Here is a 24,041-nt window from a genome sequence, read left to right as displayed (position 1 = left end):
GCAATAAAAGGGGCGATGGATGAGCTCATGGCGTGATCGCTTGAAGAGTGGACTGCCGCGCCTGGCGGTGGTCGCGCACGATCTCGCAATGGTCTGGGTCGTCTGGCAAGCCCTGCATCGCCTGCGTTGGGGCATAGAAGTCAACGCGCCCGCGATTCCACTCTGGTCGGCCGAGATCGCGCTGGTCCTGGCGGCCCAGGGGCTGGTGTTCTGGCAGGTGGGTTTGTACCGCGGCCTGTGGCGCTTCGCTGGCGTGCCCGATCTCTGGAACATTCTGAAGGCGTCGGTGCTCGGCTTGTTCGCCATCGTGCTGGGCCTGTTCCTTTACAACCGCCTCGGCACCGTGCCACGCACGGTCCTTGTCCTGTATCCGCTCGTGCTGATGGGCATGCTCGGTGCGCCGCGGCTGCTGTATCGGGCGTGGAAGGACAGCCGTGTCGAATCCGCGTCCAAGTCCTCTGTTCGCATCCTGATCCTCGGGGCCGGCCACGCCGGTGAGGCCCTGGTACGCGATCTTCGCCGCTCCGGCGCCTACCAGCCAGTGGGTTTCCTTGACGATGCCGTGCGTCTGCGCGGCAGCAAGGTGCAGGGCGTTCCGGTTTTGGGGCGCGTGCAGGATGTCGCCGAGATTGCCCGCGAGACCGCGGCCAAGCTGCTCGTGATCGCCATGCCGTCGGCCGACGCGAACGCGCTGCAGCGCGTGGTGGTGTCGTGCGAGCGAACGGGCCTGCCGTTCCGCATGGTGCCCAAGCTGCAGGACGTGCTCGAAGGCCGGTCGCTGCCGGGCGAACTGAAGGAAGTGGCGATCGAAGACCTCCTCGGCCGCAAGCCGGTCCTGCCGGACTGGAAAGCGATCCGTGGCTGGCTCGGCGCACGCTCGGTGCTGGTGACCGGCGCGGGCGGTTCGATTGGTTCGGAACTTTGCCGTCAGTGCGCGCGACACGGTGCCCGTCGCATCACACTCATCGAAGTCGACGAACTTGCACTGACGACCACCGAAGCGGCGTTGAAGCGCGACTTCCCGGACGTCGAATACATCTCGGTGCTCGGCGATTGCGGCGACCCGGCGGTCATCGCGCACGCGCTCAAGCGCGCCGAACCGGACGCCGTCTTCCATGCGGCCGCCTACAAGCAGGTGCCACTGCTCGAACTGCAGCTTCGCGAAGCCGTCCGCAACAATTCGCTGGCGACGGAAACCGTCGCGCACGCGTGCTGCCTCGCGGACGTGGGCACGTTCGTGTTGATTTCCACAGACAAGGCGGTCGACCCGGTGAACGTGCTGGGGGCGACCAAGCGTCTGGCGGAAATGGCGTGCCAGGCACTGGCCGGACAGTTCGCCACGCGCTTCGTCACGGTTCGCTTTGGCAACGTGCTCGATTCGGCCGGCAGCGTCGTGCCGCTGTTCCGCGAGCAGATCCGCGCCGGTGGTCCGGTGACGGTCACGGATCCGGAAGTCACGCGTTTCTTCATGACCATTCCGGAAGCCTGCCAGCTGATCCTCCAAGCCTCCGCGCTGGGAACGCATGAAGCCATCTACACGCTCGACATGGGCGAGCCCGTACCGATCAGGCTGCTTGCCGAGCAGATGATCCGCCTGGCGGGCAAGCATCCCGGTCGGGACATCGCGATCGTCTACACCGGCCTGCGCCCGGGCGAGAAGCTGCACGAAACGCTCTTCCATGCCGACGAGCGCTACCGCCAGACGACGCACCCGAAGATCCTCCAGGCCGAGCCGCGCGACGTGACCGCGGCGCACCTTGAAAGCTCGATCGCCCAGCTGCGCGAGGCGAGCAGCCGTTACGACCTGGAGTTGCTGAATAACCTGCTGCGGATGGCCGTTCCCGAATTCCAGCCGGTAGGTACACATCCGGATTACCGGGAATCGGCGACAGTAGTGGCCTTTCCCGCACGCAACGCCAGGAAGGTTTGATGTCCGCACGAATCCGCAAGGCCGTTTTTCCCGTCGCCGGCCTCGGCACCCGCTTTCTTCCAGCCACCAAGACCGTCCCGAAAGAGATGCTGCCCATCATCGATCGGCCGCTGATCCAGTACGCCGTCGATGAGGCCATCGAGGCCGGCTGCGACACGCTGGTCTTCGTGACGAACCGCTACAAGCACGCGGTCGCCGACTACTTCGACAAGGCTTACGAGCTGGAACAGAAGCTCGAACGAAGCGGCAAGACCGAGCAGCTCGAACTCGTCCGCAACGTGCTGCCCGAAGGCGTGCGTGCGGTGTTCGTCACCCAGGCCGAAGCGCTGGGCCTGGGCCATGCCGTGCTCTGCGCGAAGGCGGTGATCGGTGATGAGCCCTTCGCCGTGCTTTTGCCGGATGACCTCATCTGGAACCGCGGTCCGGGTGCGCTGAAGCAGATGGCGGACGCCGCCGAAGCATCGGGCGCCAGCGTGATCGCCGTGCAAGACGTGCCGCGCGAACAGACCGCAAGCTACGGCATTGTCGCCACCGAGGGCTTTGCCAAGCGGCAGGGCCGCATCCGTGCGATCGTCGAGAAGCCCAAGCCCGAGGACGCGCCGAGCAATCTCGCCGTTGTCGGCCGCTACGTGCTGAACCCGCGCATCTTCTCGCTGCTTGAATCGACCACGCCGGGCGCCGGCGGCGAGATCCAGCTGACGGACGCGATCGCTGCGCTGCTGGAAGAGGAGGCCGTCAATGCCTACCGCTTCCAAGGCACGCGCTTCGACTGCGGTACGCATATCGGGCTGATCGAGGCGACCATCCGCTACGCGCTCGACCACGAGAAGCTGAGCGACTCCGCGCGCCAGCTGATGCAGAACGCGTTGGCCGAACTGGGCGTCGAAGAGCTCAACTGACGTCGGCATGACGCAGTGCGCCGCCACGCGGCGCCGGCACCGCTAGACTCTGGATACGCGGCGGCGATCTGTCCGCCGCCGGAGCGTCGTGCGGACATGAGCGGCCTGGATTCCAGTTACTACGTGGCGACCGTTCCCGACCGCGAGCTCGGGTTCGGGCCGCTGCGTGGGCTCGTGGATGCCAGCGTCTGCATCGTCGGTGGCGGTTTCGCCGGTCTGAACACCGCGCTCGGCCTGGCCGAACGTGGCGTCCGCGATGTCGTGCTGCTTGAATCGCAACGCGTCGGCTTCGGCGCGTCAGGACGCAACGGAGGCTTCGTGTTCGGTGGCTTCTCGCGCGGCGAAGAGAGCCTGTTGCAGGACCTCGGCCCCGAGCGCGCCCGCGACCTGTATTCCGGCACGATCAACGCCGTCGAGCTGATCCGCGCCCGCACCGAGCGCTACGACATCGAGTGCGACCGCGTCGACGCCGGCGTGCTCTGGGCGAACTGGTTCCGCGATCCGCAGGTGCTTCGCGATCGTCAGCAACTGCTCGAACAACGCTACGGCGTGCACTGGCAATGGATGCCCCGCGAGCGCCTGCGTTCGCTGGTCCACACGGAGCGCTATCACGACGGGTTGTTCGAACCCGGCGCGTTCCATTTCCACCCGCTCAAATATGCGCGCGGCGTCGCGCGTGCCGCCATGGCGCAGGGAGTGGCGATCCATGAAGAGACGCCGGCCATCGCGCTCGAACGCGCGGGCCGCGGCTGGCGTGTGCGTACGCCCGATGGCGTGGTCCAAGCCGAGGACGTCGTGCTCGCGTGCGGTGGCTATCTCGCCGGCCTGCGCGCCGAAGTCGATGCGGGCGTACTGCCGATCGCGACGTACGTGATGGTGACGCAGCCGCTCGGCGCGCGGCTGGACGAGATCATGAGCACGCGCGCCGCCGTCTACGACACACGCTTCGCCTTCGACTATTACCGGCCGCTGCCCGACACGCGATTGTTGTGGGGCGGGCGGATTTCGGTGCTCGACCGGTCCGCCGCGGAAGTCGAAAAGCTCCTGTACGGCGACATGCTGAAGGTGTTCCCGCAGCTGGATGGCGTGCGCATCGATCACGCGTGGTCCGGACTGATGAGCTACGCGCGGCACCAGATGCCGCAGATCGGCGCGATCGATGACGGGCTCTGGCTGGCGCAGGCCTTCGGGGGCCATGGCGTGGCGCCCACCACGTTCGCCGGTGAACTGCTCGCCAGCGCGATCGCACACGGCGACCGGCGGTGGCGCGAACTGAGCGGCTATGGCCTGGTGTCGGCGATCAAGCCGGTGGGCTTCGTCGGCGCGCAGCTCAGCTATTGGTGGGCCGAGTTCAAGGACGAATGGAAGGACAGGATGGAAGGAAAAACGAGGACAGGATGAGCGAGACGATCAGCTGGGCGGATTTCGAAAAAGTGATGTTGTGCGCTGGCACGGTGCAGCGCGTGGAGGAGTTCCCGGAGGCGCGCAAACCGGCGTGGAAGCTGTGGGTCGACTTCGGGCCGCACGGTGTGCGCAAGACCAGCGCGCAGGTGAAGCACCTCTACGCAGCAGAAGAACTGGTCGGCCGGCAGATCGTCGGCGTGATCAACTTCCCGCCCAAGCAGGTCGGGCCCTTCATCTCGGAATTCCTGCTTACGGGATTCCCGACGGAGGAGGGCGTGGTCATCACCACGATCGAACGGCCGGTGCCGAACGGGACACGCATGGCGTGAGCGCGATCGGCGCGCGGTAAGCAAGAAGGCGGCTCGAAGCCGCCTTCTCTTTCAGGGGCGGACTGCGGCGCTTACTTCGCCGGCGTGACGCGTGCGTCTTCGCCGCTGCCCTGGATGAAGACTTTCTGCCCGACGCGCAGATTCGTGGGTTCCTGCGTGACGGACACCAGCACGCCATTGGTCAGGCGCACGATGATGTCGTGCCCCGGGATCGGTTCCTGGTTGCGACGCTGCACCGCGTTACCGGTGACCGCACCGCCGATCGTGCCCAGCACCATCGCCACGTCGCGCCCTGTGCCGCCGCCGATGAGGCTGCCGACGCCCAGGCCGAGCGCACCGCCGACCACGGCCCCGAGGCCCCGCGTCTTGGTATTGGAAATCTGCACGTCGGTGATCTGTTCGATCACCCCGGAACGCACTTCCACGGCGCCCTGCATCGATCCGGGCGTGGTGGTCTGGCAGGCAGCCAACGACAGCGTGAGCAGCAGGGCCAGCGAAGCGCCGGCGATAGTGCGCAGGGACATGAGCGTTCTCCTTGTCGGGGGATCGGACGAGCCGGGAACGAACAAGGGCATCGCGTTGCTGTGGACGTGCCGACGCCCCGCGCCGGCCATCGCGAAACGGCGACGCGTTGCGATGCTGTGCTCAGCTGCGCGACAGGGACGTGAAATCGGCGAGAAGGCCGGCCTGCAACGAGAAAGGGCAGCCCGGAGGCTGCCCTTTCGATCGAACGACACGGGTGCTTTAGAGCGCTTCGAAGATGCCCGCCGCGCCCATGCCGGTGCCGATGCACATCGTCACCATGCCGTACTTCTGCTGGCGGCGACGCAGGCCATGGACGATGGTCGCGGTGCGGATCGCACCGGTCGCACCGAGCGGATGGCCCAGCGCGATCGCGCCGCCGAGCGGATTGACCTTCGACGGATCCAGCCCGCTGTCGCGGATGACCGCCAGCGCCTGCGCGGCGAAGGCTTCATTGAGCTCGATCCAGTCCAGCTGGTCCTTCGTCAGCCCCGCCTGCTTCAGCGCCTTGGGGATCGCCGCGATCGGGCCGATGCCCATCACTTCCGGGCGCACGCCGGCGACCGAGAAGCTCACGAAGCGCGCCAGCGGCGTCAGGCCGTAGTCCTTGATGGCCTGCTCGGAGGCCAGCAGCACGCCGGCCGCGCCGTCGCTCATCTGCGAGCTGTTGCCCGCGGTGACGCTGCCGCTGAACTGGCCGTTGCGGAACACCGGCTTGAGCTTGGCGAGGCCTTCGATGGACGAATCCGGGCGCGGGCCTTCGTCGATCTCGACGATCGACTTCTTCACGCGCACCGCGTTGCCGGCGAGGTCCGGAATGCGCGAGATCACTTCATACGGCGTGATCTCCGACTTGAACTCGCCGGCCTGGATCGCCGCGATCGCCTTCTGGTGCGAGGCCATCGCGAAGGCGTCCTGTTCCTCGCGCGAGACCTTCCACTCCTCGGCGACCTTCTCGGCGGTGATGCCCATGCCGTAGGCGATGGCGACGTTTTCGTCCTTCGCGAACACCTGCGGGCTCAGCGCCACCTTGTTGCCCATCATCGGCACCATCGACATCGATTCGGTGCCGCCGGCGAGCATCAGGTCCGCGTTGCCCAGGCGGATCTGGTCGGCCGCCATCGCCACGGCCTGCAGGCCCGACGAGCAGAAACGGTTGATCGTCTGCGCGGCGATGGTGTTCGGCAGGCCGGCGAGCAGCGCGCCGATGCGCGCCACGTTCATGCCTTGCTCGCCTTCGGGCATCGCGCAGCCGATGATCGCGTCGTCGATGCGGCCCAGGTCGATGCCCGGCGCCTGCGCGACCACGGACTTGAGCACGTGGGCGAGCATCTCGTCGGGACGGGTGTTGCGGAACACGCCGCGCGGCGCCTTGCCGACCGGGGTGCGGGTGGCGGCGACGATGTAGGCGTCTTGAACTTGCTTGGTCATGGTTCTGTGTCCTGTGTTCGTCGCTTAGTTACGCAGCGGCTTGCCGGTCTTGAGCATGTGCGCGATGCGTTCCTGCGTCTTGGGCATCTGCGCGAGCGCGACGAAGTGTTCGCGTTCGAGCCTGAGCAGCCATTCCTCGTCGACGATCGCGCCCCGGTCGACTTCACCGCCGCACATCACCGTGGCGATGCGGGTGGCGATCTCGTAGTCGTGCGGCGAAATGAAGCGGCCTTCCAGCATGTTGACCAGCATCATCTTGAAGGTCGCGATGCCGACGTCGCCGGCGACCTGGATGCGGCGCGCGGGCAGGGGCGGGCGGTAGCCGGATTCGGCCAGCGCACGGGCCTGTGCCTTGGCGACGTGCAGCAGTTCGAATGCGTTGAAGACGACGGCGTCGTTCTCGCGCGCGAGCTTGAGCTCCTTCGCCTCGAACGCCGACGCCGACACCTTGCCCATCGCAACGCTTTCGAACGCCGTCTTGAGCTGCGCGAACACGTCGCCGCCCGGGCCGGCTGCTTCGGAGGCGCGCACCGCGAATTCCTTCAGGCCGCCGCCGGCCGGCAGCAGGCCGACGCCCGCTTCGACCAGGCCGATGTAGCTTTCCAGCGCGAACACGGCCTTGGCCGAATGCATCTGGAACTCGCAGCCGCCGCCCAGCGCCAGGCCGCGCACGGCTGCGACGACCGGTACCAGTGCGTACTTGATGCGCTGGCTGGTGGCCTGGAAGTTGGCGACCATCGCCTCGAAGCCCTTCACGTCGCCCGCCTGCAACAGGCCGAGCGCGCCGGCCAGATCGGCGCCGGCGGAGAAGGGTTCCTTCGGCTGCCAGATCACCAGGCCGGCGAAGTCGCGCTCGGCGATGGTGATGGCTTCCTGCAGGCCGTTGAGCACGTGGTCGTTGACCGTGTGCATCTTGGTCTTGAACGAGACCACGGCGATGTCGTCGCCTTCGCCGGCCCACATGCGGATGCCGTCGTTCTCGAAGACCGTGCGGCCCTGCGAGAACTTCTCACCCAGCAGCGGGTCGGGGAAACGCTGGCGCGCGTAGACCGGGTTGGACGAGCGGGGCACCTGCGCCTTGCGCGAGGGGCTGAAGCTGCCGTCCTTGTCGTGCACGCCGTCGCGACCGTCGAACACCCAGTCCGGCAGCGGCGCGCTGCTCATCGCCTTGCCGCCGACGATGTCCTCGGCGATCCAGTCGGCGACCTGCTTCCAGCCGGCCGACTGCCAGGTCTCGAACGGGCCGAGCGACCAGCCGTAGCCCCAGCGCATCGCGAAGTCGATGTCGCGTGCGGTTTCGGCAATGGATTCAAGGTGATACGCGGCGTAGTGGAACGAATCCCGGAAGATCGCCCACAGGAACTGCGCCTGCGGATGCTGGCTGGCACGCAGCGCGGCGAACTTCTTCGCCGGGTCGCGTTCCTTCAGCAGCGCGGCGACCTCGGCGTCCAGTTCGCCGGCCGAGACGCGGTAGTCCTGCGCCTTCAGGTCGAGCACGAGGATGTCCTTGCCGCGCTTGGTGTATACGCCGGCGCCGGCCTTCTGGCCGAGCGCGCCCTTCTCGATCAGCGCGGTCAGCCATTTGGGCGCCTTGAAGTACTGGTGCCACGGGTCGTCCGGCAGCGTGTCGGCCATCGTCTTGATGACGTGCGCCATGGTGTCCAGGCCGACGACGTCCGCCGTACGGTACGTCGCCGACTTCGGGCGGCCGATCGACGGACCGGTCAGCGCATCGACGGTGTCGAAGCCGAGGCCGAACTGCTCGGTATGGTGCATCGCGGCCAGCATCGAGAACACGCCGATGCGGTTGCCGATGAAGTTCGGGGTGTCCTTGGCGATCACCACGCCCTTGCCGAGCGCGGTGGTCAGGAAGGTTTCCAGCGCCGTCAGCACGTCGGCGTCGGTGGTCTTGGCCGGGATCAGCTCGGCCAGGTGCATGTAGCGCGGCGGGTTGAAGAAGTGCACGCCGCAGAAACGGTGCCGCAGCTGCTCGGGCAGCACTTCGGCCAGCTTGTTGATGCCCAGGCCCGAGGTGTTGCTGGCGAGGATCGCGTGCTCGGACACGAACGGCGCGATCTTCTTGTAGAGATCCTGCTTCCAGTCCATCCGTTCGGCGATGGCCTCGATGATCAGGTCGCAGTCGCGCAACTGCTCCAGGCCGGTTTCGTAATTCGCCGGCGTGATGCGCTCGGCGAGCGACTTGCTGGCGAGCGGGGCGGGGCTGAGCTTGGCCAGGTTGGCGATGGCCTTGCCGACGACGCCGTTGGGGTCGCCTTCCTTGGCCGGAAGGTCGAAAAGGACGGTGTCGACGCCCGCGTTGGTCAGGTGGGCGGCAATCTGCGCACCCATGACGCCGGCGCCCAGCACGGCCACTCGGCGTGCAAGCAGTTTCTTAGGCATGTTTTGCAAATCCTTGTCTGACAAGTAATTTGAAGCGTGGGGTTCAACGAATCAGGATTTGAAGCCGGCCGCGGCGAAGCGGATCAGCTCGCGGGCCGCGCGCTCGCGATGGGCCGCCTCGGTCACACCGGCCGGGCGCTTGATCAGGCCGAAATCGGCCATCGCGTAGGTCAGCGAACCGGCCAGGAAGTCGAGCCGCCAGTACAGCTCTTCCTTGCTCAGCCCCGGCACGCAGCCGGCGATCGCCTTGGCGAACTCGCGCAGCACGTGGCCGTAGTGATCGGACAGGAACTTGCGCAGGCGGTCGTTCTTTTCGGCGTAGGCGCGGGCGACCACGCGTACGAAGGCGCCGCCGCCGTGGCGGTCCTGCGCCATCGCCAGCGCGGGCTGGACGAACGCGGCCAGGATCGGCTCGAGCTCGCCGGGATGCGTTTCCAGCGCGGTTTTGAGGGCGCCGAGGCGCTGGGCGCTCATGTCGTCCATGCGGCGGCGGAAGACCTCGTTGACGAGGTTTTCCTTGCTGCCGAAGTGGTAGTTCACCGCCGCGATGTTGACGTCGGCGCGACTGGTGACCTGGCGAAGGGAGGTGCCGGTGAAGCCGAACTGGGCGAACAGTTCCTCGGCGGCGCCAAGGATCCTGTCCTTGGTGGAGAAGTGGGCTGTGGTGGCCATGGGTACTGCGTGGGTCCTGCGGCTGCGGTGGGTGAATCAAACGCTTGTTTGATGCTAGTCCGACGCGGCCTGAACCGTCAACGGACATCGCGCAAAACCCGCCGCCAGACCCTGCAAAAAAGCCCAACGATCCGCTAGAATTACCGGAGCCTTGTGGGCTAAACCCGCGTCCGTACGCGGGTTTTTCTGTTATCCTCGGGCGCGAACCCTGGTCAAGTCACCACGTTCGGCGGCCCGCCTACCCGGAGAGATTCCATGGCGCTGGAGCGCACCCTTTCGATCATCAAGCCCGACGCCGTCGCCAAGAACGTCATCGGTGAGATCTACACCCGCTTCGAGAAGGCCGGCCTGAAGGTCGTCGCCTCGAAGATGAAGCAGCTGTCGAAGCAGGAAGCCGAAGGCTTCTACGCCGTGCATCGCGAGCGTCCGTTCTTCAACGCGCTGGTCGAGTTCATGATTTCCGGCCCGGTGATGATCCAGGTGCTGGAAGGCGAAGGCGCCGTGCTGAAGAACCGCGACCTGATGGGCGCCACCAACCCGAAGGACGCCGCGCCGGGCACGATCCGCGCCGACTTCGCCGACAGCATCGACGCCAACGCCGTGCACGGTTCGGACAGCCTGGAGAACGCCGCGATCGAAGTCGCGTACTTCTTCCCGGCGACCGACGTGTACGCCCGCTAAGCGACTGAAGAAAAGGCCATGACCACGCAACGCGACCGCATCGACATCCAACTCGCTGGCGACACGCCCGCGACGGAATCGGCTGCGCGCGTGGAAGCGGGCGTGGTCGCGAAGGGCGCGGGCGAGGGGAAGATGAACCTCTTCGACCTCGACCGCGCTTCGCTTGAGCGTTTCTTCGAAGAGACGCTCGGCGAGAAGAAGTTCCGCGCGCATCAGGTGATGAAGTGGATCCATCACCGGTACGTGACCGATTTCGCCGAGATGACCGACCTGGGCAAGGCACTGCGCGCCAAGCTCGAGGCGAGCGCCGAAGTGCGCGTGCCGCAGGTCGTGTTCGACAAGGCGTCCACCGACGGCACGCACAAGTGGCTGCTCGGCATGGACCCGAAGAACGCCATCGAGACCGTCTACATCCCCGACAAGGGGCGGGGCACGCTGTGCGTGTCGTCGCAGGTGGGCTGCGCGCTCAACTGCCAGTTCTGTTCCACCGCCACCCAGGGCTTCAACCGCAACCTGTCGACCGCCGAGATCATCGGCCAGGTGTGGGTCGCCGCGCGTCACCTGGGCAACGTGCCGCACCAGCAGCGCCGCCTCACCAACGTGGTGATGATGGGCATGGGCGAGCCGCTGGCGAACTTCGACAACGTCGTGCGCGCGATGAGCATCATGCGCGACGACCTCGGCTATGGCCTTGCGAACAAGCGCGTCACGCTGTCGACCGCCGGCATGGTGCCGATGATCGACCGCCTCGCGCTGGAAAGCGACGTCTCGCTCGCCGTGTCGCTGCATGCGCCCAACGACGAGCTGCGCAGCGAGCTGGTGCCGCTCAACAAGAAGTACCCCATCGAACAGCTGATGGACGCCTGCGTGCGCTACGCGCTGCGCAAGCGCGGCACGTCGGTGACCTTCGAGTACACGCTCATGAAGGGCGTGAACGACCAGCCGCAGCACGCGCGCCAGCTGCTGCGCCTGATGCGCCAGTTCGACAACGCCGTGCAGATGAAGGACGCGGCGAAGGTCAACCTCATTCCGTTCAACCCGTTCCCGGGCACGCGCTTCGAGCGTCCGGACGACGCGGCCATCCGCGCCTTCCAGAAGCTGCTCAACGAAGCGGGCATGATCGCCCCGGTGCGGCGCACGCGCGGCGACGACATCGACGCCGCCTGCGGCCAGCTCAAGGGGCAGGTCATGGACCGCACCCGGCGGCAGGCGGAATTCCAGAAACAACTGCAGGCACGCGGCCTCGGCAACGAGGCGGCGTGATGTCAGGAGCCCGCTAGCATGGACGTCCGCGGCCGCCCGCTGAGCCTCACGATCACGACCGTCCTGGCGGTCGCGGTATTGGCGACCGGCGCGTGCAGCCGCATGACCTTCGTGCGGCAGGACTTCAAGCGTCAGGACTTCGAGCGCACCGCGCCCGAGGTCAACGTCAACGGAAACGGCCGCAACACCGCCGCCATCGCCGCGAGCCGGCCGCTCGAACTGGCCCGCGCGCGTCTCATGGCCGGCGATTACGCCGCCGCCGAGAAGGAAGCGCTCAAGGCGCTGAAGCTCGATCCGAAATCCGCCGATGCCGAGACGGTGCTGGCCCTGGTCGCCGCCAGTCGCGGCGATACCGCCGAAACGGGACGCCACTACCTGCGCGCCGCCGAGTTCGCGCCGGGCAACGGTGCCGCGCAGAACAACTACGGCGTGTGGCTGTGCCGCGAAGGTCGCGCGGCCGAGTCGCTGAGCTGGTTCGAGCGCGCGCTGCACGACCCGAGCTACACGACGCCGGCGGTGGCTCTGGCCAATTCCGGCAGTTGCGCCGCCCGTGCCGGCCAGGACGATCGCGCCCGCCGCGAGCTGCGCCGGGCGATCGAACTGGATCCGAACAACGCCACGGCGCTGGGCGCGCTTGCAGAGCTTGAGTTCCGTCAAGGAAATGCCTTCGAAGCGCGCGCATTCTCCGAGCGCCGCCTGGCGGCTGCTCCCGCGGACCCCGGCGCGTTGCAGCTGGCGTCACAAATCGAAGAGAAACTCGGCGACAGGGCAGCCGCCGCAAGATACGTTCAGCGAATGAGGGCGGAGTTCCCGCAGAAGCTGGGCTCCGGCATGGGGGATGACGGAAAGCGATGAACTCGAACCAACTCGCGCCTGAGATGGGCGCCAGCATTGGCGTGCGTCTGAAGCAGGCCCGCGAAGCGGCGGGCCTGTCGCAGGAAGACGTCGCCGCCAGCCTGAAGATTCCGGTCAAGGGAATCCGGCAGCTCGAATCGGGGGACTCGAGCCAGCTGGGTGCGCCGGTCTTCGTTCGCGGACAGATGCGCAGCTATGCGCGCCTGCTCGGCGTGCACTTCGACGAGGAACTCGGTCAGGGCGCACGCCCGATCGCGCCGTCGGAGCTGGTCAGCCACACGCATACGCCGCGCTACCGCCGCGTGTTCGAACAGGCCACGCGTCGCGCGATCTACATCGTGCTGACGGCGGCCATCGCGGTGCCGATCTGGATGGCCTCGCGCGAACTCAAGAAGGACGACGCGAAGGTCGAGTCGCTCGACGTGGCGACTGCGCCGGCCGCGCCGGCCAGCACCATGCAGCCGACGGCATCCGAACCCGTACACCGCACGCCGCTGGTCGCTTCGATGGCGACGCTGCCTGCGCCGGCCGCCACGCAGCCGGCGTTGTCGCTCAACTTCACCGGCAACAGCTGGGTGGAAGTGCGCGGAGCCGACGGCCGCGTGATCGAAAGCGGCGAACTTGGCACAGGGCAGCAGCGCACCTATTCCGCGGGCGAAGTCTCGCGCGTGGTGCTGGGAAATTCCTCCGCGGTCGAAGTCCGCAACGCGGGCAGGACGGTCGATCTGACGCCGTTCAGCCGCGCGAACGTGGCGCGCTTTACGCTATCCTCTGACGGTTCCCTCACGCCGGGCGATTGACCGGCGGTACGGGAAATCCACACGCACCGGCCCGCAACGCGGGCCGGTGCTCCTATTTCGGATTCCCGCCTCACGGTGGGCCACAGAGCACGGCAGCCGGTACCGATGGCGATTGACGATCTTCTCGACGAACACGAACAAAGCGAACGCGTCCTGCAGTGGCTGCGCAACAACGGTGCGGGCCTGATCGGCGGCATCGCGCTGGGCCTGGCGGCCATCGGTGGATGGAAGTGGTGGGACCAGCGGCACGAGCAGGCGCGCATGGGCATGGCCACGCAGTACCAGGCCGCCATCGACGCCATCGACGCGAAGGACAAGACGGCCGACGCCAAGGTCAAGGCACTTGAGGAAGGTTCGAGCTATCGCGCCCTTGCCGCGCTCGAACTGGCCCGTTCACAGGTGGAAGCCAACCAGAACGACGCCGCGCTCGCGACGCTCCAGGGCATCAAGACCGAAGATCCGGCGATCCGGCAGATCATCCAGCAACGCACCGCGCGCCTGCTGATCGAGAAGAAGCAGGCCGACGCCGCGCTGAAGCTCGTCGCGGATGCCGACACGGCGGCGGGCATCGAAGTGCGTGGCGACGCGCACCTCGCGCTCGGCCAGAAGGACCAGGCACGCACTGCCTACGCCGAGGCCATGGCCAAGCTCGATGTGGCATCGCCGCATCGCCGCCTGCTCGAACTCAAGCTCACCGAAGTCGGCGGCACGCCCGCCAAGCCCGAGGCCAAGTCCTGATGAAGCACCGTTCCATGCTGCTGCGTACCTCCGTCGTGCTGCTGTGCGCGGCTTCGCTCGCCGGCTGCTCCACCATCAAGGGCTGGTTCGGTGGCGACAAGAAGAAGGACGACGGCAAGCCGAACGAGCCGGCCGAACTGACCGACATCACCCCGTCGGTGACGGTGCAGAAGATCTGGTCGGCCAACGCCGGCAAGGGCGAAGGCCGCATCGGCGTGCGTCAGGGCCCGGTCGTCGCCGACGGCCGCGTTTTCGCGGCAGCGATCGAAGGCGGCGTGCACGCATTCGATCTGCAGACCGGCAAGCAGGTCTGGGAATACCGCCCCGACAAGAAGGCCAACATCCGCCTGTCCGGCGGTCCGGGCGTGGGCGAGGGCCTGGTTGTGGTCGGCGGGCTGGATGGCGAAGTCATCGCCCTCGACGCCAGCACCGGTGAAGAGAAGTGGAAGGCCCACGTGCCGAACGAGGTCATCGCGGCGCCGGCCATCGGCATGAACTCCGTGTTCGTGCGTTCCAACGACGGCCGTGTCACCGCGTTCGATGCCGCCAGCGGCGAGCGTCGCTGGTTCTGGGTGCAGGAAGTGCCGATGCTGTCGCTGCGTGGCAACGACGGCCCGGTGCTTGGCCCGGGTTTCGTGTTCATCGGCAATGACGACGGCACGGTGTCGGCGCTGTCGGCGAACGATGGCCGCCCGATGTGGGAGCAGCCGATCGCGCAGCCGGAAGGCCGCACCGAGCTGGATCGCATGGCCGACGTCGACGGCACGCCCGTGCTCGAAGGCACCACGCTGTTCGCCACGAGCTTCAAGAAGCAGACCTTGGCGATCGATGCCCCGAGCGGCCGCCCGATGTGGTCGGCGGAGCACGGCGGAGCGGGTCGCATCGGCATGGCGTCCGACCGCCTGGTCGTGACCGACCCGACGGGCTCGGTGTTCGGCCTGGACAAGAACAGCGGCGCAGCCCTCTGGTCGCAGCCGGCGCTGGCACGTCGCAACGTGACGGGCGCGGCGGTGCAGGGCGATTTCGCCGTCGTGGCCGATTTCGACGGCTACGTGCACTGGCTGAAGCTGGACGACGGCGCCTTCGCCGCGCGCGAGCGCGTCGGCGGCAAGGCCGTGAAGGCCGCCCCGGTCGTGGCCGACGGCATCGCCATCGTGCAGAACGTCAACGGCGAGCTGACGGCCTTCCGCCTGCAGTAAGCGCCTGCGCAGGGCAGCACACGACGAACGGCCCGGGCGAGAGTCCGGGCCGTTTTTCATGTGGATTGCGGGCCCCGGTTTCCCTTTTGTCGCCCGGCCCGTCATCATGCCGTACCCCGATGACCCACGGACCGGGCCCCGGAGCCGGCCACCGCGCGGCTTCCCGCCGCCCGTCACGGCGCTCCGTTTCCGTTCCCCATACCGCACCGGTTCCCAGCATGCTTCCGCTCGTCGCCCTCGTTGGCCGTCCCAACGTTGGAAAATCCACGCTGTTCAACGCGCTGACGCGCACCCGCGACGCCCTGGTCCACGACCAGCCGGGCGTCACGCGCGACCGCAACTACGGCGTGGCGCGGCCGGAGGGCAAGCGCCCGTTCGCCATCGTCGACACCGGCGGTATCGCCGGGGAGGACGAAGGACTGGCCGGCGCCACCGCGCGGCAGGCCCGTTCGGCGGCCGAGGAAGCCGACCTGGTGCTGTTCGTCGTCGATGGCCGCGAAGGCGCCTCGGCGCTGGACGACGACATCCTCGCCTGGCTGCGCAAGACCGCGCGCCCGGCGATGCTGGTGGTCAACAAGACCGACGGCCTCGACGCGCAGGCCGCGATCAACGAGTTCGCCCGCTACGGCATCACCGACGTCATCGCCGTGTCGTCGGCGCACCGCCAGGGCATCGACGAGCTGATCGACGCCGTGCTCAAGCGCGTGCCGGAAGAGGGCACGGCGACCGAACTGGACACCGATCCGTCGCGCATCCGCGTGGCCTTCATCGGCCGCCCGAACGTGGGCAAGTCGACGCTGGTCAACCGCCTGCTCGGCGAGGAGCGGATGATCGCCTCCGAAGTGCCGGGCACCACGCGCGATTCGGTTTCCATCGACATGGAGCGCGACGGCCGGCTGTACCGGCTGGTCGATACCGCTGGCGTACGCCGCAAGGCGCGCGTGGAAGAGGCGGTGGAGAAGTTCTCTATCGTCAAGACGCTGCAGGCTATCGAGCAGTGCCAGGTGGCGGTGGTGATGCTCGACGCATCCGAGGGCATCACCGACCAGGATGCGACCGTGCTGGGCCTGGCGCTCGACGCCGGCCGCGCGCTGGTTGTCGCCGTCAACAAGTGGGACGGCCTGACTGATTACCAGCGCCAGCAGGCCGAAGCGCTGCTCACGCGCAAGCTGGGCTTCGTGGAATGGGCCGAAGCGGTGCGCATCAGCGCCAAGCACGGTTCCGGCCTGCGCGAGCTGTTCCGAGCGATCCATCGCGCGCATGCTTCCGCCACGCACGAATTCAGCACCAGCGAAGTCAACAAGGCGCTGGAAGTCGCATACGAAACCAACCCGCCGCCGACCGTGCGCGGTCACGTCGCCAAGCTTCGCTACGCACACCCGGCGGCGAACAATCCGCCAACGTTCGTGGTGCACGGCACTCGCCTTCGCACGCTGAGCGACAGCTACAAGCGCTACCTCGAGAACTTCTTCCGCAAGCGCTTCAAGCTGGTCGGCACGCCGGTGCGCTTCGTGTTCAAGGAAGGCGCCAATCCGTACGAAGGCAAGAAGAACGTGCTCACCGAGCGGCAGGTCGCGAAGAAGCGCCGCATGATCCGCCACGTAAAGAAGGGCAAGTGACGCAACCGCGCGTTGGCGCCAGGCGCCAACGCCTTTGCGGTTGCGTCATCCCGGCGAAAGCCGGGATCCAGGCCCGTAACGCTTGAGGCGCAGCGCGGTTGCGTCATCCCGGCGAAGGCCGGGATCCAGGCCCGTAACGCTTCAGCCGCAGCGCGGTTGCGTCATCCCGGCGAAAGCCGGGATCCAGGCCCGTAACGCTTCAGGCGCAGCGCGGTTGCGTCATCCCGGCGAAGGCCGGGATCCAGGCCTGTAACGCTTCCGCGCGCAGCGCGCCTGCGTTTGCAGCGCCGTCGTCCGACCAAGGCCCGAATCGGAACCCTTAGTACTCCAGGACGACAGCCGGCGGGGCCTTAAACTCCCCGAATGCCGCCCATCCCCGCCAGCGACATCACCTTGGGCATCCTCGCCGGCGGCCGCGCGAGCCGGCTCGGCGGTATCGACAAGGCCTGGCTGCAGCGCGACGGCGTCGCGCAGGTCGAGCGCTGGCGGCGACGTTTCGCATCCGAAACCAGCGCCACGCTGATCAGCGCCAACCGTTGCCGCGAACGCTACGAGCGCCTCGGCCTTCGCGCCGTGGCCGATCGCCACGACGGCGATCTCGGCCCGCTCGCCGGCCTCGATGCGCTCGCCGCCGCCTGTGATACGCCGTGGTTGCTGACGCTCCCCGTCGATCTGGTCGGCGTGAACGACTGCCTCGTCCCCAGCCTGAGTGCCGCCGCGAGCGCGCACGGCGCATACGCCGTGGACGACGACGGCCCGCAGCCGCTCGTCGCGCTATGGCCCACGGCATCCTTGCGCGAGGCCGCGGCGCGCGCCATCGCCGCGAACGACCTGGCGATCCATTCGCTGCAACGTCATCTGCGCATGGTCGCCGTCCGACTGGACGGCGTACGCTTCGGCAACCTCAACACGCCGCAGGACCTCGCCGCCGCCGGCGCGGTGCCCGGCGAAACCGACTCCCCCGCATGACCGACTTCCCGATCCAGCTCGCCTTCGACGACGCCGTCGCGATCGTCCGCGACGTCGCGGCAAAGCACCGCCTCGATACCGAAACCCTGCCGCTGTCGCGCACGCACGGGCGCATCCTCGCCACCGACGTGCATGCGCCCATTGCGCTGCCGCCGTTCGACAACAGCGCCATGGACGGCTTCGCGCTGCGCCATGCCGATCTCCGCGAAGGCGAGACGACGCTGCGCCTGATCGACGAACAGTTCGCCGGCCGCGCCCGCGAGATCCGCGTGGGCGAGGGCGAATGCGTGCGCATCACCACCGGCGCGCCGATGCCGGCCGGTGCCAATACCGTCGTCATCAAGGAAAACACGCGCGTCGACGGTGACCGCGTGGTTGTCCTGACGCCGCCCGATGCCGGCGCGAACCTGCGCCGCGAAGGCGAGGACGTGCGGGCTGGCGAATGCGTGCTGCAGGCCGGCAAGCGCCTCACGCCTGCGCGCGTGTCGCTCGCCGCATCGCTCGGCGTGCCGTCGCTCACGGTGTTCCGCAAGCCGACGGTGGCGGTGTTCAGCAGCGGCGACGAACTCGTCGAACCCGGGCTGTCGCTCGCGCCCGGCGAGATCTACGACAGCAATCGCGAACTGCTCATGGGCCTGCTGCGCGCCGAAGGCCTGGAACCGACTGCGTGGCCGCGACTGCCCGACGATCCGAAACGGGTGGAGATCGCGCTGCGCGATGCGGGCTGCGCGTTCGACCTGATCGTCACCTGCGGCGCCGTTTCGGCGGGCGAGAAGGACCACATCCCGGCGGTCGTGCAGCAGTTCGGCCAAGTGCATTTCTGGAAGGTGCGCATGAAGCCGGGCATGCCGGTGCTGTTCGGCAGTCTCGACCAGGCGCGCGTGCTGGCGTTGCCGGGCAATCCGGTGTCGGTGTTCGCGACGTTCCTGGGTTTCGGCCGCACGCTCATCGACGCGTTGCAGGGCCGCACGGAACCGCGCCCGGCCGAGCGCGCGCAGCTCGTCGCGCCGATCGAAAAATCCCACGCTCGCCGCGAATTCCAGCGTGCCACGGTGTTCTGCGACGAACACGGCGTGCTGCGCGCCGATCCGAATCCCGCGGTCGGCTCCCATCGCTTGCGCGCGGTTGGCGAGTCCAACGCGTTGATCGTGGTACCGGATGGACCGCAGCGTTTGGCGGCCGGCACCGTCGTGGAGATCCTGCGTTACGCGTGAGGGGGGATAATCGGGCCATGAACACTGCCTCCCGGATCGAAATCATCGCCCCCGCCGACGCCCTGCGACGCCAGCGCGACGGCGCGGTGATCGTGGACGTGCGCGAGTCGCACGAACGCGCCACGGGCTTCGCCGAAGGCGCGCTCGGCATCGCGCGCGGCGATCTGGAAGCCGATCCCCAGGCCGCGCTTCCCGACCGCAACGCCGACGTGCTGGTGATCTGCCAATCGGGCGCGCGCTCGATGAAGGCCGCGCAGGCGCTTATTGCCGCCGGTTACACGCGCGTGGCGTCGGTCGACGGCGGCACGACGCGCTGGATCGCCGAAGGCCTGCCGGTCGCCCGCGACGAACGCGACTTCGATTTCTACGACCGCTACTCGCGTCACCTGCGCCTGCCGGAAGTCGGCGAAGCCGGGCAGCGCAAACTGCAGGCCGCGCGCATCGCGATGGTCGGCGCGGGCGGACTCGGCTCGCCGGCGGCGTTCTACCTGGCCGCCGCGGGAGTGGGCACGATCGTGCTGGCCGACGATGACATCGTCGATCGCAGCAACCTGCAGCGGCAGATCCTCCATACCGAAGACCGCATCGCCGTGCCGAAGGTCGAATCGGCGAGGATCGCGCTGGCGGCGCTGAATCCGACGGTCAACATCGAGACGTTCCAGGAGCGCATCACCGCCGCAAACGTCGAGCGGCTGATCGAAGGGGCCGACGTCGTCGTCGATGGCGCCGACAACTTCCCCGTGCGTTACCTGCTCAACGACGCCTGCGTGAAGCTCGGCAAGCCGCTGGTCTACGGCGCCGTGCATCGTTTCGAAGGGCAGGTGAGCGTGTTCGATGCCGGCCGCCGCCGCGGCCATGCGCCGTGCTATCGCTGCCTGTTTCCCGAGCCGCCGCCGCCGGAAGCGGCGCCCAATTGCGCCGAAGCCGGCGTGCTGGGTGTGTTGCCAGGCGTGATCGGCCTGCTGCAGGCGACCGAGGCGATCAAGCTGATCCTCGGCATCGGCGAGCCGCTTGCGGGTCGGCTGCTGCACTTCGATGCAATGGGAATGCGGTTCCGCGAAACGCGGCTGTCGGCCGATCCGGATTGCCCGGTGTGCGCTGCCGGACGCGACTTTCCGGGCTACATCGACTACGCGAAATTCTGCGCGGCCTGACGCGTCAGCGCAGGAAGTCCGCCAGCGCCTGTTCGAACTCCGGATTGCCGCTGATCGTGTTGTGCCCGGCCTGCGGCAGGTCGACGACTTTCGGCGGCTTGCCCAGCGCGGCGATCAGCCGGTTGGTGTTGGCCGGCGGCACGACGGTGTCGAGCGCGGCACGTATGACCATGACGTCGCCCTCGTAGCCGCGCAGGCGGTCGATCGAATCGAAGCGGTCGCGAAGGATCCAGCGGATCGGCAAGGCCGGATAGTGCACCCGCGCGACCGCGGCGAGGCTGTCGAACGGGGCGATCAACACCAGCTGCGACACGTCGCGCTGGCTCGCCACGTAACTGGCAACGCCGCTGCCGAGGCTGGAGCCGATCACCGCGATGGGCTGGTTCGGATGGCGCGAACGCACTTCGTCGAACAGTGCGAGCGCGTCGCCGAGCAGCGCGGCTTCGCTCGGCACGCCACCGCTGGCGCCATAGCCGCGGTACGACACCAGGTACACAGGACGATCCGGCAGCAGGCGGTCGAGCATCTCGCGCCGGTGCTGGATGCCTTCGGCATTGCCGCCGAAATAGATCACCGGTCGCGACGCCTGCGGATGCAGCACCCAGCCGTGCAGCTGGACGTCGTCACGCGCCAGGGTGAAGTCGGTCTGCGCGACGTCGATGCGCGTGCCTTCGGGCAGGTAGATCAGGTCGCGTTGCTTGGAGAACAGCCATGCGACGATGCCGGCATAACCGATGACCGGCAGCGCCGCCCAGCCCAGCCACTGGCGGCGCACGAAGCTCATTGCGCGTGACGGCGTTGCGCCGCCTCGAATGCGGCCACCTGCTCGGGCGTCGCCTCGCGCTGGTGCTGCGCCTTCCACTGCGCGAACGGCATGCCGTAGATCACCTCACGCGCCTCGTCCTTCGTCATCGTGATGCCGCGATGCTCGGCGGCCTCGCGGTACCAGTCAGCCAGGCAGTTGCGGCAGAAGCCGGCGTTGATCATCAGGTCGATGTTCTGCACGTCGGGGCGTTCCTGGAGCAGGTGCTGGAGCAGGCGCCGGAAGGCAGCAGCCTCGATCTGGGTGGTTTCGAAATCGGGTTCGGTCATGGGGACTGTCTTCGTTCCGGAGCGGGGGAGTCGGGAGCCTGCGGAATGGGCCGGCCTTCCGGGATGGCTTGAGCGATAATGCCCGGCCCGAATGTACTCCAGCCCAAGGCATGACCGTCTCCACGACCCAGGCTCCGGCCCGCATTCTCGACGGCAAGCGCATCGCCGAAGACCTGCTCGATACGCTCAAGAGCCGCGTCGACGCGCGCGTCGCCTCCGGCAAGTCGCGCCCGGGGCTGGCGGTCGTGCTGGTCGGCAACGATCCGGCGTCCAGCGTCTACGTGAAGAACAAACGGCGTGCGGCGCAGAAAGTGGGCATCCGCGCGATCGACTACGACCTGCCGGCCGACACGGGCAACCAGGAGCTGCTGGCGCTGATAGACACGCTCAACGCCGATCCCGACGTGCACGGCATCCTGGTGCAGCTCCCGTTGCCGGACCGTCGCGACGCGACCGAGTTGATTCACCGCATCGACCCGCGCAAGGACGTGGATGGTTTCCATCCCGAGAACGTCGGCCACCTCGCGCTGCGCCAGTTCGGCCTGCGCCCGTGCACGCCGCGGGGCATCACGACGCTGCTGGCGTACACCGACCGCCCGGTGCGCGGCCAGAGCGCCACGATCGTGGGCGTCTCCAACCACGTAGGCCGGCCGATGGCGCTGGAGCTGCTGATCGCCGGCTGCACCGTCACCAGCTGCCACAAGTTCACGCCGCCCGAGGTCCTCGAAGCCTCCATCCGCAACGCCGACATCCTCGTGGTTGCGGTGGGTCGCCCGGGCCTGATCCCGGGTGAATGGGTGAAGCCGGGCGCGGTGGTGATCGACGTGGGCATCAACCGCCTCGATGACGGCCGACTGGTGGGCGACGTCGGCTTCGAAGCGGCCGCCCAGCGCGCCAGCTGGATCACGCCGGTCCCGGGCGGCGTAGGCCCGATGACCGTCGCCACGCTGATGCAGAACACGCTGGAAGCGGCGGAGGCGGCGGATTCGGGGCAGGGGTGGCACGCGGTGAAGTAGTCGCGCAGCGCTGCTCGGTTGAGACGACCGGTTACGCTTTCGCTTCGTTGCCCCTCACCCCGACCCCTCTCCCGTAGCGAGAGGGGCTCAAAAGCGAGGCAGCAGTGGCGAACGAAGCCGGGCTTTTGCCCCAGCCCCTAAGTTAGGGGCGGTCGCGGCGGAGCCGCGAGGGGCGGGTATGGAGCACGTGTGGGACGTGATTTGCGAAGCAAATCGCGTCAAGCGCGTCCCGCACCGTCCGTAGAACGACACGTCCGATGCGACAAAGGCGTAGAGACCGCCGAAAGCGTTACAATAACGCGCTTCATCCGCCTCCCGGCCCCCGCCCATGCTGCGCATCCAGGCTGAAGCACTGACCTACGACGACGTTTCGCTCGTCCCGGCCCACTCGACGGTCCTGCCCAAGGACGTCTCGCTCACCACCCGACTCACCCGCGACCTGAACATCCGGCTGCCGATCCTCTCGGCCGCGATGGACACCGTCAGCGAAGCCCGTCTGGCCATCGCCATGGCCCAGCTCGGCGGCATCAGCATCGTCCACAAGAACATGAGCCTGGAAGCCCAGGCGGCGCAGGTCGCGCAGGTCAAGAAGTTCGAGGCCGGCGTGATCAAGGAGCCCTTCACCGTCGGGCCCGACACGACCATCGGCGAAGTCCTCAAGCTCACCCGCGCGCGCAACATCTCCGGCGTGCCGGTGGTGGAAGGCGGCCAGCTGATGGGCATCGTCACCAGTCGCGATATGCGCTTCGAGAAGAAACTCGACGATCCGGTCCGCCACATCATGACCAAGAAGGACCGCCTGGTGACGGTGCGCGAAGGCGCCACCGACGAGGAAGTCCTGAGCCTGCTGCACAAACACCGCATCGAGAAGGTGCTGGTGGTCAACGACGGCTTCGAGCTGCGCGGCCTGATCACCGTGAAGGACATCCAGAAGAAGTCCGACAACCCCAACGCGGCCTACGACACCAGCGAACGCCTGCTGGTCGGCGCGGCCGTGGGTGTCGGCGGCGACACCGAGGCGCGCGTGGAAGCGCTCGCCGCGGCCGGCGTGGACGTGGTCGTGGTCGATACCGCGCACGGTCATTCGCAGGGCGTGCTCGATCGCGTCAACTGGGTGAAGAAGAACTTCCCGCAGCTGCAGGTGATCGGCGGCAACATCGTCACCGGCGACGCCGCGCTCGCGCTGATGGACAACGGCGCCGACGCGGTGAAGGTCGGCGTCGGCCCGGGCTCGATCTGCACCACGCGCATCGTCGCCGGCGTGGGCGTGCCGCAGGTCACCGCGGTGGCGATGGTCGCCGAAGCGCTGCAGGACCGCATCCCGCTGATCGCCGACGGCGGCATCCGCTATTCGGGCGACATCGGCAAGGCCATCGTCGCCGGCGCCTCGACGGTGATGATCGGCGGCCTGTTCGCCGGCACCGAGGAAGCGCCGGGCGAAGTCGAACTGTTCCAGGGCCGCAGCTACAAGAGCTACCGCGGCATGGGTTCGCTGGGCGCGATGGAGCAGGGTTCGAAGGACCGCTATTTCCAGGATGCCTCGGACGCCGACAAGCTCGTGCCGGAAGGCATCGAAGGTCGCGTCCCGTATCGCGGCCCGCTGCGCAACGTCGTGCATCAGCTCGCCGGCGGCCTGCGTGCCACGATGGGCTACGTCGGCTGCGCGAGCATCGAGGACATGCGCAAGAAGCCGAGCTTCGTGCGCATCACCAACGCCGGTGCGCGCGAGAGCCACGTGCACGACGTGCAGATCACGAAGGAACCGCCGAACTATCGCGCCGGGTGAGCATGCGCGCTCGCGAGCCACTGGCTCGCGCGCATGCGAACGCCCGGCCATGGACGGCCGGGCCGGGC

22 protein-coding genes are annotated in these 24,041 nt (G+C 67.8%); 16 read left to right on the top strand and 6 right to left on the bottom strand.

Features of this window, described 5'->3' with window-relative positions:
* The first annotated feature begins 19 nt into the window (after positions 1–19).
* From DX912_RS00480 to DX912_RS00465, 4 genes are all read left to right on the top strand, one after another.
* Positions 20–1,930, top strand: a complete 1,911-nt coding sequence (locus DX912_RS00480; RefSeq protein WP_115840508.1) for a polysaccharide biosynthesis protein — start codon at positions 20–22, stop codon at positions 1,928–1,930.
* A complete protein-coding gene (galU, locus tag DX912_RS00475) occupies positions 1,930–2,829 on the top strand; it encodes a UTP--glucose-1-phosphate uridylyltransferase GalU (RefSeq protein WP_115840507.1) in 900 nt (299 codons plus the stop codon). Before DX912_RS00480 ends, galU begins: the two co-directional genes overlap by 1 nt.
* A 96-nt stretch (positions 2,830–2,925) precedes the next feature.
* Entirely contained in the window at positions 2,926–4,230 is a 1,305-nt protein-coding gene (locus DX912_RS00470) for an NAD(P)/FAD-dependent oxidoreductase (RefSeq protein WP_115840506.1), read from the top strand.
* Complete coding sequence (locus DX912_RS00465) at positions 4,227–4,562, top strand: tRNA-binding protein (protein ID WP_115840505.1); 336 nt, start codon at positions 4,227–4,229, stop codon at positions 4,560–4,562. The genes DX912_RS00470 and DX912_RS00465 overlap by 4 nt, the downstream gene beginning before the upstream one ends.
* A 71-nt stretch (positions 4,563–4,633) precedes the next feature.
* On the opposite strand, the gene DX912_RS00460 is transcribed toward DX912_RS00465, so the two are convergent.
* From DX912_RS00460 to DX912_RS00445, 4 genes are all read right to left on the bottom strand, one after another.
* Complete coding sequence (locus DX912_RS00460; RefSeq protein ID WP_115840504.1) at positions 4,634–5,086, bottom strand: outer membrane lipoprotein; 453 nt, start codon at positions 5,084–5,086, stop codon at positions 4,634–4,636.
* Between the two features lie 220 nt (positions 5,087–5,306).
* Positions 5,307–6,515 (bottom strand): acetyl-CoA C-acyltransferase, encoded by a 1,209-nt coding sequence (locus DX912_RS00455; RefSeq protein ID WP_115840503.1) that lies wholly within the window; start codon positions 6,513–6,515, stop codon positions 5,307–5,309.
* A gap of 24 nt (positions 6,516–6,539) precedes the next feature.
* Positions 6,540–8,915, bottom strand: coding sequence for a 3-hydroxyacyl-CoA dehydrogenase/enoyl-CoA hydratase family protein (locus tag DX912_RS00450; protein ID WP_115840502.1), 2,376 nt, complete (start codon positions 8,913–8,915; stop codon positions 6,540–6,542).
* A gap of 51 nt (positions 8,916–8,966) precedes the next feature.
* Positions 8,967–9,587 (bottom strand): TetR/AcrR family transcriptional regulator, encoded by a 621-nt coding sequence (locus DX912_RS00445; protein ID WP_115840501.1) that lies wholly within the window; start codon positions 9,585–9,587, stop codon positions 8,967–8,969.
* A 255-nt stretch (positions 9,588–9,842) separates the two neighbouring features.
* On the opposite strand from DX912_RS00445, the gene ndk reads away from it, so the two are divergent.
* The 10 genes from ndk to moeB all read left to right on the top strand — a co-directional run bounded on the left by ndk (position 9,843) and on the right by moeB (position 20,079).
* A complete protein-coding gene (gene ndk, locus DX912_RS00440; RefSeq protein ID WP_115840500.1) occupies positions 9,843–10,268 on the top strand; it encodes a nucleoside-diphosphate kinase in 426 nt (141 codons plus the stop codon).
* 132 nt (positions 10,269–10,400) lie between these two features.
* The gene (gene rlmN / locus DX912_RS00435) at positions 10,401–11,531 is read left to right on the top strand and encodes a dual-specificity RNA methyltransferase RlmN (RefSeq protein ID WP_233433446.1); all 1,131 of its coding nucleotides are present in this window, start codon (positions 10,401–10,403) and stop codon (positions 11,529–11,531) included.
* A gap of 18 nt (positions 11,532–11,549) precedes the next feature.
* Entirely contained in the window at positions 11,550–12,386 is an 837-nt protein-coding gene (gene pilW / locus DX912_RS00430; protein WP_115840498.1) for a type IV pilus biogenesis/stability protein PilW, read from the top strand.
* Positions 12,383–13,186 (top strand): helix-turn-helix domain-containing protein, encoded by an 804-nt coding sequence (locus tag DX912_RS00425; protein ID WP_115840497.1) that lies wholly within the window; start codon positions 12,383–12,385, stop codon positions 13,184–13,186. Before pilW ends, DX912_RS00425 begins: the two co-directional genes overlap by 4 nt.
* A 105-nt stretch (positions 13,187–13,291) precedes the next feature.
* Complete coding sequence (locus DX912_RS00420; RefSeq protein WP_115840496.1) at positions 13,292–13,924, top strand: YfgM family protein; 633 nt, start codon at positions 13,292–13,294, stop codon at positions 13,922–13,924.
* The gene (bamB, locus tag DX912_RS00415; RefSeq protein ID WP_115840495.1) at positions 13,924–15,123 is read left to right on the top strand and encodes an outer membrane protein assembly factor BamB; all 1,200 of its coding nucleotides are present in this window, start codon (positions 13,924–13,926) and stop codon (positions 15,121–15,123) included. The genes DX912_RS00420 and bamB overlap by 1 nt, the downstream gene beginning before the upstream one ends.
* A 218-nt stretch (positions 15,124–15,341) precedes the next feature.
* Positions 15,342–16,742: a ribosome biogenesis GTPase Der gene (gene der / locus DX912_RS00410; protein WP_115840494.1), complete on the top strand. Its 1,401-nt coding sequence runs from the start codon at positions 15,342–15,344 to the stop codon at positions 16,740–16,742.
* Between the two features lie 363 nt (positions 16,743–17,105).
* Positions 17,106–17,711 carry a molybdenum cofactor guanylyltransferase gene (gene mobA / locus DX912_RS00405; RefSeq protein WP_115840493.1) on the top strand — a complete coding sequence of 202 codons (606 nt, stop codon included), beginning with the start codon at positions 17,106–17,108 and terminating at the stop codon, positions 17,709–17,711.
* Positions 17,708–18,925, top strand: coding sequence for a molybdopterin molybdotransferase MoeA (locus tag DX912_RS00400; RefSeq protein ID WP_115840492.1), 1,218 nt, complete (start codon positions 17,708–17,710; stop codon positions 18,923–18,925). The genes mobA and DX912_RS00400 overlap by 4 nt, the downstream gene beginning before the upstream one ends.
* Positions 18,926–18,942: 17 nt before the next feature.
* The gene (moeB, locus tag DX912_RS00395; RefSeq protein ID WP_115840491.1) at positions 18,943–20,079 is read left to right on the top strand and encodes a molybdopterin-synthase adenylyltransferase MoeB; all 1,137 of its coding nucleotides are present in this window, start codon (positions 18,943–18,945) and stop codon (positions 20,077–20,079) included.
* A 4-nt stretch (positions 20,080–20,083) separates the two neighbouring features.
* On the opposite strand, the gene DX912_RS00390 is transcribed toward moeB, so the two are convergent.
* Together DX912_RS00390 and DX912_RS00385 are read right to left on the bottom strand one after the other, a co-directional pair.
* On the bottom strand, positions 20,084–20,863 hold the full coding sequence (locus tag DX912_RS00390; protein ID WP_115840490.1) for an alpha/beta hydrolase: 780 nt from the start codon (positions 20,861–20,863) through the stop codon (positions 20,084–20,086).
* Positions 20,860–21,171, bottom strand: a complete 312-nt coding sequence (locus tag DX912_RS00385) for a DUF1244 domain-containing protein (protein ID WP_115840489.1) — start codon at positions 21,169–21,171, stop codon at positions 20,860–20,862. Before DX912_RS00385 ends, DX912_RS00390 begins: the two co-directional genes overlap by 4 nt.
* Positions 21,172–21,281: 110 nt before the next feature.
* On the opposite strand from DX912_RS00385, the gene folD reads away from it, so the two are divergent.
* Both folD and guaB read left to right on the top strand, forming a co-directional pair.
* A complete protein-coding gene (gene folD / locus DX912_RS00380; protein ID WP_115840488.1) occupies positions 21,282–22,187 on the top strand; it encodes a bifunctional methylenetetrahydrofolate dehydrogenase/methenyltetrahydrofolate cyclohydrolase FolD in 906 nt (301 codons plus the stop codon).
* Positions 22,188–22,515: 328 nt separating this feature from the next.
* Positions 22,516–23,973: an IMP dehydrogenase gene (gene guaB / locus DX912_RS00375; protein ID WP_115840487.1), complete on the top strand. Its 1,458-nt coding sequence runs from the start codon at positions 22,516–22,518 to the stop codon at positions 23,971–23,973.
* Positions 23,974–24,041: the final 68 nt, after the last annotated feature.

It is taken from the genome of Lysobacter soli, assembly GCF_003382285.1.
In the GTDB taxonomy this organism is placed as follows: Bacteria; Pseudomonadota; Gammaproteobacteria; order Xanthomonadales; family Xanthomonadaceae; genus Lysobacter_J; species Lysobacter_J soli.
This window is presented reverse-complemented; position numbering and strand designations above follow the sequence as displayed.